This window comes from Paenibacillus sp. TY11 (genome assembly GCF_059772165.1).
The window spans coordinates 252,484-266,676 of sequence record NZ_JCBAIQ010000007.1; the positions used below are offsets into that span (position 1 = coordinate 252,484).

11 protein-coding genes, 2 tRNA genes and 1 pseudogene are annotated in these 14,193 nt (G+C 38.6%); 4 read left to right on the forward strand and 10 right to left on the reverse strand.

The features are described from left to right. Positions 1-89: 89 nt before the first annotated feature. A complete protein-coding gene (locus AC6EJC_RS10200; RefSeq protein WP_444953862.1) occupies positions 90-968 on the reverse strand; it encodes a radical SAM/SPASM domain-containing protein in 879 nt (292 codons plus the stop codon). Positions 969-1,220: 252 nt separating this feature from the next. On the opposite strand from AC6EJC_RS10200, the gene AC6EJC_RS10205 reads away from it, so the two are divergent. Genes AC6EJC_RS10205 through AC6EJC_RS10215 form a run of 3 tightly spaced genes read left to right on the forward strand, consistent with a single transcriptional unit; the run spans position 1,221 to position 3,650 of the window. Continuing rightward, the gene (locus tag AC6EJC_RS10205) at positions 1,221-1,976 is read left to right on the forward strand and encodes a helix-turn-helix domain-containing protein (RefSeq protein WP_444953863.1); all 756 of its coding nucleotides are present in this window, start codon (positions 1,221-1,223) and stop codon (positions 1,974-1,976) included. 19 nt (positions 1,977-1,995) lie between these two features. Further along, positions 1,996-2,625, forward strand: a complete 630-nt coding sequence (locus tag AC6EJC_RS10210; protein WP_444953864.1) for a GNAT family N-acetyltransferase — start codon at positions 1,996-1,998, stop codon at positions 2,623-2,625. Positions 2,626-2,645: 20 nt separating this feature from the next. Further along, positions 2,646-3,650, forward strand: coding sequence for an alpha/beta hydrolase family protein (locus AC6EJC_RS10215; protein ID WP_444953865.1), 1,005 nt, complete (start codon positions 2,646-2,648; stop codon positions 3,648-3,650). A 243-nt stretch (positions 3,651-3,893) separates the two neighbouring features. Here the strand turns inward: AC6EJC_RS10215 and AC6EJC_RS10220 are convergent, their stop codons facing one another. The 8 genes and pseudogenes from AC6EJC_RS10220 to AC6EJC_RS10255 form a co-directional block, all read right to left on the reverse strand. Next, positions 3,894-5,435: an MFS transporter gene (locus AC6EJC_RS10220; protein WP_444953866.1), complete on the reverse strand. Its 1,542-nt coding sequence runs from the start codon at positions 5,433-5,435 to the stop codon at positions 3,894-3,896. Between the two features lie 134 nt (positions 5,436-5,569). Then, on the reverse strand, positions 5,570-6,670 hold the full coding sequence (bglB, locus tag AC6EJC_RS10225; RefSeq protein WP_444953867.1) for a beta-galactosidase BglB: 1,101 nt from the start codon (positions 6,668-6,670) through the stop codon (positions 5,570-5,572). Positions 6,671-6,926: 256 nt separating this feature from the next. Next, positions 6,927-8,216, reverse strand: a complete 1,290-nt coding sequence (locus AC6EJC_RS10230) for an ABC transporter substrate-binding protein (protein ID WP_444953868.1) — start codon at positions 8,214-8,216, stop codon at positions 6,927-6,929. A gap of 74 nt (positions 8,217-8,290) precedes the next feature. Continuing rightward, on the reverse strand, positions 8,291-9,844 hold the full coding sequence (locus tag AC6EJC_RS10235) for a response regulator transcription factor (protein ID WP_444953869.1): 1,554 nt from the start codon (positions 9,842-9,844) through the stop codon (positions 8,291-8,293). A gap of 4 nt (positions 9,845-9,848) precedes the next feature. After that, positions 9,849-11,606, reverse strand: a complete 1,758-nt coding sequence (locus AC6EJC_RS10240; RefSeq protein ID WP_444953870.1) for a cache domain-containing sensor histidine kinase — start codon at positions 11,604-11,606, stop codon at positions 9,849-9,851. A gap of 69 nt (positions 11,607-11,675) precedes the next feature. After that, positions 11,676-11,795, reverse strand: a pseudogene (locus tag AC6EJC_RS10245) (L-rhamnose mutarotase); the annotation flags it as partial. A gap of 381 nt (positions 11,796-12,176) precedes the next feature. Continuing rightward, positions 12,177-12,255: transfer RNA gene (locus AC6EJC_RS10250), tRNA-Thr, on the reverse strand. A 6-nt stretch (positions 12,256-12,261) separates the two neighbouring features. Further along, positions 12,262-13,146 (reverse strand): SDR family NAD(P)-dependent oxidoreductase, encoded by an 885-nt coding sequence (locus AC6EJC_RS10255; protein ID WP_444953871.1) that lies wholly within the window; start codon positions 13,144-13,146, stop codon positions 12,262-12,264. 208 nt (positions 13,147-13,354) lie between these two features. Here AC6EJC_RS10255 and AC6EJC_RS10260 point away from each other — a divergent pair, with 208 nt between their 5' ends. Continuing rightward, on the forward strand, positions 13,355-13,816 hold the full coding sequence (locus AC6EJC_RS10260) for a MarR family winged helix-turn-helix transcriptional regulator (protein WP_444953872.1): 462 nt from the start codon (positions 13,355-13,357) through the stop codon (positions 13,814-13,816). Between the two features lie 297 nt (positions 13,817-14,113). On the opposite strand, the gene AC6EJC_RS10265 is transcribed toward AC6EJC_RS10260, so the two are convergent. Further along, positions 14,114-14,186: transfer RNA gene (locus tag AC6EJC_RS10265), tRNA-Lys, on the reverse strand. Between the last annotated feature and the right edge of the window lie 7 nt (positions 14,187-14,193).

Here is a 14,193-nt window from a genome sequence, read left to right on the forward strand (position 1 = left end):
ATATCAAAATATAAGCAAAAATAGCCCTACAAAAGGGCTATCTTCCTTGCGATTCATTTTACTGTCGATTGAAAGTTCTACCTATATGATTAGGTTCCAAATCGTTTGCGGTACCCGCATTTCCGGCATAACTCTTCCACCGCTTCTCTCTTGGAGAACCCGAAGTACAGGCGGTTTGCACGCTCTCCTTCCACAATGTCGGAAAAAGATTGCTCATGCACGTTACCTAAATTAATGACACCTTCGCCATCAAGACAGCAAGGGACAACCGTTCCATCCACCAATACAGCCGCCTGGCTGCGAAGCGCATGGCAAAAGCCTTTTCCATCATCTTCCGGGGCACTGAGACTCGGCCATTCAAATTCGTGATCCTGATTCAAATAAACGTTTGGTGCGATTTTGACCCCACTACCCGGTATCACTTTTTCTTCAATCCGATAGTCCAATCCAAACTCTTGCTCCAACTGCTCCAATGTCTCCCGGTTGCGCTGACGCTGCACATTAGTCAAATTATCTTGCGTCAGGTTCCAGAGACGGAACGAAATAATGACATTGTGCTTCACAGCTTCTCTTACAAACGTGAAAATATTACCCAAATAACCTTCTCGATCCACGGAGCCTTCATGCCCGTCAAAACTGTGGAGAGAGAAGTTCATCTGCCGTAGCGCTGGCTGTCCAAGCAGCTTATGTCCGGTCTTCGGCAGCAAGGTACCATTGGTGGTAATATTGACCTTTAACCCTTTCTCATGAGCACTTTCCAGCAAAAGGTCAATTTTCGGATGGAGCAACGGCTCTCCTTTTACATGCAAATAGATGTAATCCGTATGTGGCTTGACCTGATCAAGGACGTCCCGAAAGACTTCTGGATCAATAAATTTTTTAACTCGCTGTGTCTGAGGGCAAAAGCTGCACGCGAGATTACAGATGCTTGTAATTTCAATATATACCTTCTTAAAAGTCTTCAACATGATTTCCCCATTCTAACCTTCATCCTGAACATCTTGTTATACTCCATTAACCCAAGTCCTATGATTATAACGGGTTATCCGGGACAGGTAAATCATTTATGTTCGTTTTCCTGGTCCATTCCCCTTTCTTCGAGGCTCTGAATGAACAACCTTGCAGGATGCATAACGTGTCCTTAATTCCGCTATTGACCTTAGGTCTGACCTAAGGTTTATAGTAGAGTTATTCAACTATACAATAAGGAGTTTTGCCATTTGAAAGACCACATTACGATCAGCCAGCTTGCTCAGCTCATGAATGTATCTGTACATCAACTGCGGTACTTTGAAGAAAAGGGTATCCTTTTCCCGTCATACACCGAAGAAAATCAATATCGGATGTACGGGCTTCACGAGATTTATCAACTTTCGCATATTTTATTACTGCGTAAATTAAATGTCCCTGTCGGTCAGATTGAAGAATGTATGACTTCCTATGCTGCCGATGATTATAACCGTCTTTTAGAGCATTCGTTGCAGAAGGTACAGGCTGAAATAGCTAACTTGAAGATGTATGAACAGTTTATTCAAAAAGTGTTAGAAGAACATGATAATCTGACCCAGCAGGAAGATGAGTATCAGATCAAATTATTAGGCCCCCGTCATTTAAAGCTGTGGTTTGAATTTGAGAATGGTCAAGAGCTCACTGCCGGAAACTTATTTGAACACCGCCCCGCCCCACCTCGATTATTTGAAAATGACCTGCATTACTTGTCTGATTCTGGACAGGTGAAGCTATGTTATGAAACGACGGATGTGGCTGACTATATTCTGGGAGAAGGTAACTATCTTTATAAGCATCTTTCCGTCATTGAAAATACTGAGATTGATTATGAAATCAAACAAATGGAACGATATGTAGCTCAGCACCAATATAGCTGCAAAAGCAAGATTGTTCTAATAGAAAAATCGTATCTTTCGATGTTCGATAACAACAAGCTGCAATACGAAATTCAAATTAAAATAGAATAAATCTCTTGGAGGGCGTTAAATGAGTGTAAACCCCTTTGACATTGTTGCTTATCAGAAACAAGACCATGAAGCTGTTTGCAGGCTTTTAGTAGAATCGTTTAAAGCAAAATTTCAATCTCTGGTTTCACTGGAGGATCAAGAAATACAGCAGCTATTAATGAAGATTTGGGTTCAAAATCCTAATTCTACATCTATGAAACAATTTGTAGCCAAAGAGAACGATGAAGTTGTCGGTGTCCTTTCGCTCAAATGGAAGGTCCCCTCCTCTTCACTTCCTGAAACAAACCCTATTTCTTTGGCTCCGCTCATAAAGCAGTTTGGTTGCTTCAATGTATTTAAATTTTTGACAGGTATGCATGAGCTGGAGTATATCCCTGGACCAGATGAGTGTTACATTGATCATTTGGCGATTCGTTCAAGTCATCGTAATCAGGGGATCGGACGGCATTTTCTAACTTTCGCACAGCAATTTATGGTTGAGTCCGACTTTCATGTGTTGACGCTTCATGTGGCGCATCAAAACCAGGGAGCTGTCCGCTTGTATAACAAATTAGGGTTCCATGTTGAACGTTCCAATTATAATTTAATGCGACATCTATTCTTCAAGGAACCCGTATGGCAGCGTATGACCTGGAGAACGACTAAATAACATTCGAGGAGAGCACATCATTGAAAAAAACATTAACGCTTACCCTTGGTATTGCGGCAGGCTTGGTTGTTGTCTTGATCTGGTTTGTTTTATATCAAAATTCCTACAAGATGACGGAAGAAAAAATTCAAATTGAGACTCCTAAAGGGGGATTAACGGGAACTTTAGCTTTGCCTAAGGACTACTCCGGAAAGGTTGGACTGGTTGTTTTCGTCCATGGGGATGGTGCCATCAATGACACATACGATGATGGATACAAACCACTATGGGAAAAGTTCGCTTCCAAGGGTTATGCCTCCTTATCCCTGAATAAGCCCGGTATTCATGGCGCTCCCGGTAATTGGCTGGATCAAAGCATGGAGGATCGGGCACAGGAGATCAGATATGCAATAGACTGGGCGAGAGCCTTACCGATGATCGATAAGCAAAAAATCGGCTTGTGGGGAGCAAGTCAAGCAGGCTGGGTCATTCCGAAGATCGTTAAAGAGGAGCCTAACATCGCTTTCAGCATCCTTGTATCCCCAGCAGTGAACTGGATTTCACAAGGACAATTTAACACCAGAAAAGAAATGGAACAAGAAGGGGCTACTCCGCAAGAGATTCAAAAGACATTGAACTACGATCAAGAAGTTCTACAATTACTGAAAAAACATGCTTCTTACGAAGAATACCTAAGCATAGCCGACCCTGACGAGTTGATTCCTAAAGAAAGGTGGAGCTTTATAGGCAAAAATTTTCGATCTGATTCTACTGAGGAATTAGGGAATTTCAATTCTCCTGTACTTTTGGTTTTGGGCGGAAAAGATATTAACGTTGATGTAGAAGATACCGAGCGAGTATACCGACAGAAGGTACCTTCACAGCTGTTGTCCGTCATTCATTTGCCTGAAGCTGACCATTCCATGATGAATGAAAAAATCGCGCATTCCAAATCGCTAACTTTCTTAACAGCGATATTTGCCCCCAGAAAATTGGTGAATGTTGAGTATCTAAAAATCCTTGCCGATTATGTAAGCCAGCGTTAAAGGTGTAAGTCCTTGTGCGGTTAGTTATAAAAGATGGAGAAATTTGGGGCCGCACCAGACATCGTTTAACGTATGGATGAAGCAGCATGGAGTATAAAGCACTCGGTAAGTTCAGGCTCAGACATACTGATGTAACTGTTTTCACCTTAATATAACCCATTTATATAAGCAATGCCGTATCACATGAAATCCATATGATACGGCTTTATTGACTTGATCATTTCAATTCACCCATGTTTACACTTATACTATTACTTCATGTTTGGTTTCATGATTATCTTTATATTTTATAAGATTTTCATACCCCACTGTGTTATTTCCCCATGTTTTTTCATATTCCCAACCTGTTAATTGCTCAAAAACTTGTCGTGCTTCCGGTGTAACGTCTTTTTTAGAGCCGCCATTTTTCAAGCGTTTAATTTCATCCATCAAAACGACATGATTTTCTTTAGTTAATTTGTAACGATAAGAGATAATCAAACCTCCCACCAAAAAGAAGAGCGTACCAAACAGCAAGATAGAAATAATTGCTGTTACAGCTGAAGCCGGTTGTGATGCTTGCCCGGATACAAAGCCTGCTTCTTGCAATGCAACCCCTACTAAAAAGACTGCTAACGCCTGTGTCCCTTTTCTGATCAAACTCATTACACCGGCGAACACACCTTCACGTCTTTGACCAGTTAAAGCTTCATCTACGTCTGGAATAAATGCGTAGTTGTTCCAGGGGATGTAGTTCAAACCACCGCGTCCCAACCCGCAAATTCCAATCATAGCAAACAATAATACGGTGTTATTTAGCGTTCCAGTGACCTTTAATACGATAAATCCAATAACTCCTGCGATAAAGAGAGAAATTGCAGTTCTATACGCCGGGGCAGGATTCAATTTAATCGTTAAGGTAAGAGCAATCCATACGCCAAAAAGCTGCATGACATACATAAAGGTTAATAAGTTGGATGCGGCAACAGCATTTTGCAGGAGAGCAAAAACAACAAAATAAGTAAATACGGCGTTGAATACATCCTGACTTAAATATCCACCCAAATACATACCCAGATGGTGACGGAATGTTTTTACTCGTAAAGTCGAGAATAAATCCGCATAGATCTTATGAACATTTTGTAAAAAAGTTCTATTTTCAATCACTTTCTCTTCAGGTATTTCTTCGAGAGGACGTTCCCATGTATTTCTGTAAAGCAGTGACAATACCACTATAAATATGACAGTGAAAATAATACCTGAGTACAGGAATGTAAGAGGATCATCTTTACCCAATGCTTCCACAAGACGGCCAGGAATAAATGCAGCGAATACAGCTGAAGCCTGAGCAACAAACATTCTTGCACCTGTAAACTTCGAACGTACTTTATAATCGTTACTCATTTCAGCGGCAAGTGTATCATAAGGAATTAAAATCATTGAGTACACAATTTCAAACAAGATATAGGTTAATAAGTAATACCAGTAAGAAAAACCGGAAACCCAAATTGCTGTATAGACAAGTACAAGTGGAATGGCGGCTAATATAAAGAATTTTCGTCTTCCATAGCGTCGGCCAAGTTTTGTTTTATGAAAATTATCTGTAATATATCCCATAGTTGGTGCTGCAATCGCATCAACAATCCGGGCAATAGCGAAAATAGAACCTGCTTGAATGGCAGTTAGACCACAAAAAGTTGTTAAGAAGAAAAGCAACCATGCTGCTGTCAATGCAAACGCGCCTGCCCCTAAGAAATCACCTAACCCATAGGACAAATAATTAATAAATTTTGGTTGTTTAACCATTTTAATTCTCCTCCATTTGGGAAATTAGCAACCGGAGATTTAGATATATGTCGTTAACCGCTTTCATTTCGGCAATGATATATGGCTTATAATACTAAGCCAACCGGCAATAACGACGATCCATCAGACTTGTTTTAAATATAAGTATGAAGATATTCGGATAGGCAAAGCACAGCAAGCGATTGTCCATAAGGCATGGTAGTCTTTCTGATTTCCTTGTAAAATTCTAAAGTATCTCCCATACCTGTTCCTACGGATACCCTTTGCAATGCTCCTTCTTTATTAATTTCACTGATAATTCCGCGAATAGCGTTGTGGGCGACTTCTTTATAGTCCTGGCTGATATACCGCTTATGAACGGATTTTAAAATTCCATATGCAAATCCAGCTGAAGCAGAGGCTTCCAAATAAGAGGTCTGGTCATTAATTAGTGTATGCCATAATCCGCTTACATCCTGATAGTTGGCAAGTGCTTCAATTTGCCTGTTCAATGTATCAATTAGGAATTCACGAAGAAAATCTCCCTTTTCCAATTCCAATATTTCAATAATCTCGGGAATCGCAATGGTAATCCAGCAATTCCCTCTCGCCCAAAGCGCTTCGGCATAATTATGGTTTTCTTCGAATGTCCAGCCGTGGAACCATAAGCCTGTCTTTTTGTCCGTTAAATATTTGATATGGATTAGAAACTGCTTTTTGGCTTCTTGCAGGTATTCAGGTTTGTTGAGCAGCTTACCGATTTTCGCCAAAGGCAACACAGTCATCATTAAGGTATCGTCCCAAAGCTGATTTTTATTCTCCGGTCCATAGGTCATATGTTGTAACCCGTCTTCTTTTGTACGAGGCATATCATGCATTACCCATTCAGCCCAATCCTCCAAATAGGGCAGGTATGTCTGGTTTCCGGTATCTTCATATAAAAATGCCAATGTTAATAGCGGCGCCATCGTATTGACGTTTTTCGGTGGTGCACCTTCTTGGATCCTTGCATTGAACCATTCATTGATAATATCCAAAGCTCTTGGGTCATCAGTTAATTTCCAATATTTATAGATTCCATATAACCCTACACCCTGAGGCCAGTTCCAAATATTCCAGCTTTTATCATCCACAATTAACCCGTCAAAATTGAGTAAAAATTCACCGCTTTGGTCTTTGATTTGTGTGAGATTATTCATTAATAAATGAATATGATCAATGACCTCTTTCTTTTCGAAAGCTTTTACCTGCAACACAACAATCCCTCCAAATAATGATCTCTTTATCTTCATTTGTCATCGCTTACACTTATACTGTTATTGTATTGAAAGTGCTTTCTTGAAACTATAAAAAAAACAGTGGATTACGTTTAAAAAACATACTTGTTTCAATAGACTGATTGCTTTCATTGTTATGCCCACGGGGAAACTCACTCTGGTTGCAACGCAAAAAAACCTCCAAGGTTATTTCCATATCTGACGATACGGACGAATTCTCTTGAAGGTGTTATGATTACTTATTTTTTCCTAAAATCATTTTAGCTTGTTTTCTAAAGGACCTCGCTCCATCTTCCGAAGTAATTTTCTTAAATAAAATCTGTTCGGATATATTATCAAGCGCTTTCATTATTTCCGAATGGCCCAGTGGATCAATCGGATCCGTGGTGTGTACATTTTGAGACACTTTTTCAACATAATCAAAAATTTTGGTTTCAACTTCGGATAATTCTGGCTTGATTCCTTTGATCACCTTTGAAGATACGGGGACACCTCGATCACCTTTGATCAACTTATTGGCTTCCATATTATTTACAAAGAAATTAATGAACTTAGCCGCTTGTTCTTTTTGTTTTGAACTCTTAGGGATTGAAAAGAACATACTTGGTCTTAAAAATAAAGCAGTTTCGTTCCCGTACTCAGGAGGCAGTTTGATTGATAAGGGTGCTTTAGCCGATTCGGCAAATCCTGAATATTGATTGGACCAGTTCCAACTCATTGCTGCATTTCCTGTTACGATAAATTCATCATGAATTCCTGCTACATGTGCTTGAACTTCTGGAGTAGGGAAGGCCTTTGCATCAACTAACCTAAGCTGCCTTTTAAAGTAATCAATGAATAATTGATCGTCCGTATAACCAAGGCCTGTACCCTTTTCATTATAAAGACGCGAACCTTGTGTTCTTAAATAGTAAGGGAAAAATACATCGGCAGGGTACATTCCATTTGTACCGTATACGTCTGTAGCATTTTTGACCTCGATTGCTACTTTTTCGAAGTCATCCCAAGACCAATTTTCATCTTCAATTTTAATACCAGCTTCTTTTAACAGATTATCATTTGTAATAACAGAAAGAACGTTCGATCCAAGTGTGAAGCCATATAATTTATCTGTAATCCTTCCACCGGAAATGACGTTTTCATCAATGGATCGAATATCAATCGTCCCATTTTTTATATACGGAGTTAAATCATCCAGTCGACCTTTTTCACCATATTGAAACAGGTAGGCTCTATCCATTTGAATCACATCTGGTAATTGGCTAGCGGCAGCCATTGGAGCAAGCCTCTTCCAATAATCCTCCCAGTTGGCATATTCCTCTACAATTTTTACATTTGGATTTTCTTTCTCATACATTTGAATAACTTTCAACGTATATTCATGTCTGGATTGGTCACCCCACCATGCCACGCGCAGGGTTACTTTTTCACTTTCTTCTTCATTATTTCCTATATTGTTTAAATTGCAAGCAGCGACTGAAAGGAACATTATAAAAGCAAATAATAACAAGCCAAACTTTTTCAAGCTTTAGCCTCCCTTTTGCGAGTGAGCCTATATTATTCGTTGTTAGCTCTTAGCTGGCAAAACAAGCGGTGGATTCATGTACCTTTTCGGTATTCAGAAGGTGTATAACCAGTATATTTTTTGAAAACCTGACTAAAGTATTGGGGGTTGTCACCAAAACCGATTATTTTGGCCAACGTGCCCACCTTCACATCGTCCATTTTTGAAATGTACTCCACTGCCTTTTCAATTCTTAATTTAGTAAGACAGGTTGAGAATCTCTGGCCCGTTTCCTGTTTGAACAGTTTTCCCAGATAATCTGGATTCATATATAGAATATCATTGGCTACCATTTTTAGTGATAAATCAGGATTACCTAGATTCTCGATTAAAATTTCTATTACTCTACTAATTACGGAAGACTGTTTTGACTTGAAACGATTATAGTACTCATTGGTCATTTTTCTGGCTGTTGCTTCGATATAATCTTTCATCTGCTGGGCAGTTTCCATCTCTAACAGTGCAGATGTTCCCATGAGGTAATCTTGCATGCGATCTGTATCTACCGTCTGTACAATTGCAATATAAAGCTGTATACAATAGGATTTTGTCAAGTCAATCCCCAGCCGTAAATCCGTCATTTTTTCAAAAAAGATGGTTATTTCTTTACATACATCCTGGATATGTCCGGATTTGATTTTTAGAACAAGTTGCTGCTCATCGATAATAAAATCATTGGGGACGGTTGTATTTGCCGGTAAAATATCTTTTCTCGTTATAATGCTTCCTTCCCCCAAATAAAAACGATGCTCCAAACACTCCATTGCCTCAAGGTACAAGTTCCTAGCGTTTCGGAAATAGTTCCCTTCACTTATGGCAACAGTGGTATCTCTTTTGAAATATTGATAAATGGTCTTTCTTATTTGTTTAATTTGTTGATGTAATTTTTCCGAGTCATGATCATCCTTGATAAGGAACAGTGCATATTCACCAATATTGGTAGTTACCAAGACAGAGTCAAGGATCTCAGCTCCAATATTTTTGATGGCAAACAAATGTTCATAAGAAAAATAACCTTCCATCATAAAAAGAACGATTCTTAACTGCTGATTATTTATTTCAAAATCAAAAAGCTGCTCATAGAATGATAAATCATTATCTAAGTAGTTTTTACTCGTTAAGAATTCGGTTAGCAAATGTGCTTTGATATAAGGTTGAGCGTTTTGATATTTTTCCCACGTTTCATTAATAAAGGTTTCATGAACCTTTTTTTCATTTAGTTCTTTAACGGTATCGTTAAGTGCAGCTGTAATTTTATCCTCATTACATGGCTTTAACAAATAATTTTTAACATCATAGTGCATGGCGGTTCTCGCATATTCAAACTCACTGTATCCGGACAATAGGATGAATTTTATAGAAGGATATTTTTCATGCGCCTTTGAGATAAGACTAAGTCCGTCCATACCAGGCATTTTAATATCACTGATAACAATATCAGGTTTTAGTTCAACAATTTTCTCGTACGCATCAATCCCATTTCTCGCCGTTGCTACAAGCTCCGTATCCAATGCTGCCCAATCGACCACACTGGAAATACCTTCGACAATAATTCTTTCGTCATCTACCAATAACACTTTATATGACATTCTATCACCCCGTTTGAACAGGTAAAACTACCGTAATTGCGGTCCCTTTTCCCGAAAGATTTTCAATTCTTAAACCATACTGTTCGCCAGCATAAAGCTTGATCCTATCATCGATATTATTCAATCCTATTCCAGTACCTATAGGATTTATTTTGCCTTCTTTTACTTTTTGAAGTATCAGAGGATCTATGCCAGGCCCGTTATCTTCTATCCGAATAAATAGCTTGTCCTCTTCCTGATAAACATGCAATTTAATAACTGACAAATAGATGGAAGGCTCAACTGCATGCTTGAACGAATTCTCCAGAAGCGGCTGCAATATTAACTTTGGAATCTTATATTTTGCAACATGGGAGGGAAAGTCCATCTGAAAATCAATCCGGTCGTCAAACCGGTATTTTGGGATTGTTAAATAGCTTTTTAAAATCTCAAGTTCTTCTTCGAAAGTGATAATATCCCGGTTAAAATTTATGGAGTATCTCATAAGATGACCAAGGGCTTCTACCATGCTTGAAATTTGCTTCTGTTTATTTGTTTTAGCCAACCAATTAACAGATTCCAGTGTATTGTATAAAAAGTGTGGGTTTATCTGAGCCTGAAGTGCTTTAAATTCAGTTTCCTTTATCAGCAACTGCTTAGAAAAGTTCTCCTGGATCAACTCATCAATTCTTTGGATCATTGTTATAAAATTCCGATAAAGAATCCCTATCTCGCCTTCATTAATCATAGAAGGATTTAATAAATTTACTGCGTGAAAGTTCCCCTTTTGGACTTCCTGCATGGTAGATGCTAATTCTTGAATGGGATTCGTAAACTTTCTTAAAAATTTAAAACCAAGGGAAATAAGAAAAACAAACATTAACATAAAAACCAGTACCAAGGTATATTTCGCAGCAGTAATCTTGGAAAACATCATGTTAAAGGGAATGATGCTCCAATATGTCCAGTCTTTAAAATCGGTTATAATATGGCTGACAAAGGTTCTTTCCCCATTAATGTATTCAATACTATATCCTTGGTCATTTTTTGCATTGAAATGATATTCTTTAAAATCTTCTATTCCTTTTTCCGAATAAAAAACCTTATCTTCTTTTGTAATCACAATATTTCCTGCTATTTCTCCATGAGGTTTTGGTAAACCGCTTACAATCTTGTCTAAATCAACACGAATAAGCAGTTTGCCAATGGTTTCAAAGTTTAAGTTCTCATAAGACTGGATAAGGCGAACAGAAATTAAATCCCCATTATATCCTTCCAGCTCCATCCAATGGTTTTTACCCTCATCCTTATCCGCCTGACTAAGAGCAAGTTCCCTATCTTTATTCTTTATTGGATCGCTACTATCCCCGGCCACAAACTCCCTACCTGCTGAATCGTACAGATAAATGGAATGAACGTAATTTGCCGGATCCACATATTTCTCCAAATCATCTCCAATTTTCTGTTCAAGACGATAGAAATCATAACCTTTTACATTTCCTTGAAGATCTAATAAATTTTTTTGAATATACGGATCGACTGCTATGTTATAACTAACTTCTTCTACTCTTTCAAGCTTCTCTTCTACATTGTTGGACGACATCATCAGCACTTGTGAGGATTTTGCATAGATTTGCTCATCATAGAGGGAAAATGCATATTGAAGGCCTCCTAATACAAATACTAGTGTTGTCAGCATAATCAATGTAATCGTTAAGAAAAGCTTTACGTTTAGCTTTGAATTTATATATAAATTCGCAAAGTAAAACCATATCTTCTTCATGAACATGAAACAGCTCCCTCAGTTCGGGAATGATACAAATTCGGATTTAGACATTTTCTTTAATATTTATTATTCCAAATAAAATACTTCCTTTAAATTTCTTGACACAGGACTGTCATCAGGATTGGTCTCTATTAAAGGCTTCATATATGTCCACCATTTTTGGCAAATATCTGTTTGAGCAATTTGTAATAAGCTCCGTTTCTTCATCAAGAAATATTGAATTTAAAAACAATTTTATCTTTTGCAGTATTTTAGGATGAATTTGTTTATCTTTCTTATTTAACTAAATTACACTAAAATACGATAGATGCCCTATGACGCAATTCACTAAAATATTGTTTTCACATCTTTTCATTGAACTACTCTTCATATACGAAATGCATGTAGCTAAGAGATTTCTCAATCTAGCGGATCTGCATGGATGAGCAAAGAACAAATACTAAGCGTTATGATGTCGCTTAAGTTTCGTTCTGCAATGCGGGCATTGCCGCCATTTACACTGTGAAAATAAATCCCATACTTGATCAACGACAAAAAAACGGCATTTCTGCCGTTTCTTCTAAAGCATGGACTCTCAGGGACACGAACCCTGACCAATTGATTAAGAGTCAACTGCTCACAGTCCTCAGTTTAGCCGCTGTAATCCATAAAATCAGGTCATATTGTTAAGAAGACCTCTTTGTTGTAGTAATTCTTTCGTACAATTCCACAGTTTATTTTGCATAGCGATATCTCCACCGGGGTGTACAGGTACAATCGAATGTCCGGTTCCGACATTAAAATACCCTCCTGTAACCGCCTGGTACTGCGGATCCACAATTAAACGAGTCATAATATCAGCTCCTCTGCGTGGATCACCAATATGAAAAAAATTCAAAAAACGCTCAAGCATTGATGCAAACCAGAGCTCACGTCCGAGACCTGTAACATTAAACCCCGGATTTAGAGCGTTAACACTGATCCCCATTCCAGCCCATTGACGTACCAGTTCGCCAGTAAACATAATGTTAAAAAGCTTGGTTTTCCCATATATTGAAGACGAACCTCTGGAAGTAAAAGGAGATATATTGATCAAATCCTCAGGGAGCTTAAGCTCGCCATGATTGCGTGAAGCCTCAGAAGCAACATTTATAATTCTCGCGCTTCCTGCATTTTTCAAGGAATGCTGTAAGGTGTGCGTCAATAACCACGGCGCTAAATAGTTCACAGCTATCATTTCTGCAATTCCCTCGGAGGTTACCCGTTGTTCGAATGCATGCAGTCCTGCATTATTCAAAAGTACATCTATTTTGGGGTATGCAGTTGAAATCTCGTTTCCCATACGTATGACATCTTTCATTAAGGATAGGTCCCCGAAAAAAAAGTCTACTTTTGTTGAAGGCATCATATCTTTTATAATTTTTTTAGTAGCTTCAGCGCGATCCCTGCTCCTGGCTGTCATGAGAAGATGAGTACCACGTTTAGCCAATTCAATCGCAACGAGTTGCCCCAGACCACTTGTTGCGCCAGTTATTACAACAACCGGATTAGCCGTCATAGTAATTCTCCTTTGTGCTGAATAGTCATTGTCAATGTCAATGTAATTGGCCGTTCATTGCTTTACTCCGTTAGACCCGTCTCAAGTTTTGACATGCAGCTGACGCTGTCATATACTTGATATAAATCAACTATATTATTTTGATTGATATATGTCAAGTAATTGACTTGAATTATTTACTTTATCAATTAAGGTTAGGTGAAATAGGATGAATGACGTTCGACACAAAAATACGCCGAGAGGACAACTGGAACTGGAACTCGGCGAGCAAATCAATGCTCTCATAAGCGCCTCACATGCGCTAAATGTCAAAACTGCAGCACGTTTCGATCCTTCAATACAACCTGCGAGTTTCCATATTATCCGTTGGTTGTATTCATACGGCCCAACAAGCGCCACTATGCTGGCGGAATCAACAGCTATGGATCGCAGTTCGGTTAGCCGTCTAGTCAAACCACTTGAGCTTTTGGGTTATGTGAAAAGGGAAGCCTCCCCTGATGATCGTCGAGGAATACTTCTATCTCTCACTGAGCTTGGACAACAAAAGACGATTGATGCTCTAAAAGAGAAAGAATTTGTATTTTACGAACACATTTCAAGATGGGACGATGAACAACTTGAAAATTTTATCGGAATGCTCAGGGACTTTAACGGATTTGATCACAAGTAACAAGTTCATTGCACATGAATGTTAAGGAATGTGAGATTTAACTTCAAGAAAGAAGCTTATGGGATTATGTTGCTCACGTATAAACTGAACCCGTGTCCATTTCTCTTCATTCACGATCACAAGATCAGGAAAGACCTACGTTTTAAAAGCCCCCTCCATACTCCATATAGTCTCTAAACAGCGTCACAACAAAAAATGCTCAGCAACGAATGCTGAGCATTTTCACTATCCAATACATAATGGATTTTGATTAAGCACAAATAAAAAAACGGCATTTCTGCCGTTTTTTCTAAAGGATGGACTCTCAGGGACTCGAACCCTGGACCAATTGATTAAGAGTCAACTGCTCTACCAACTGAGCTAAGAGTCCATATTAA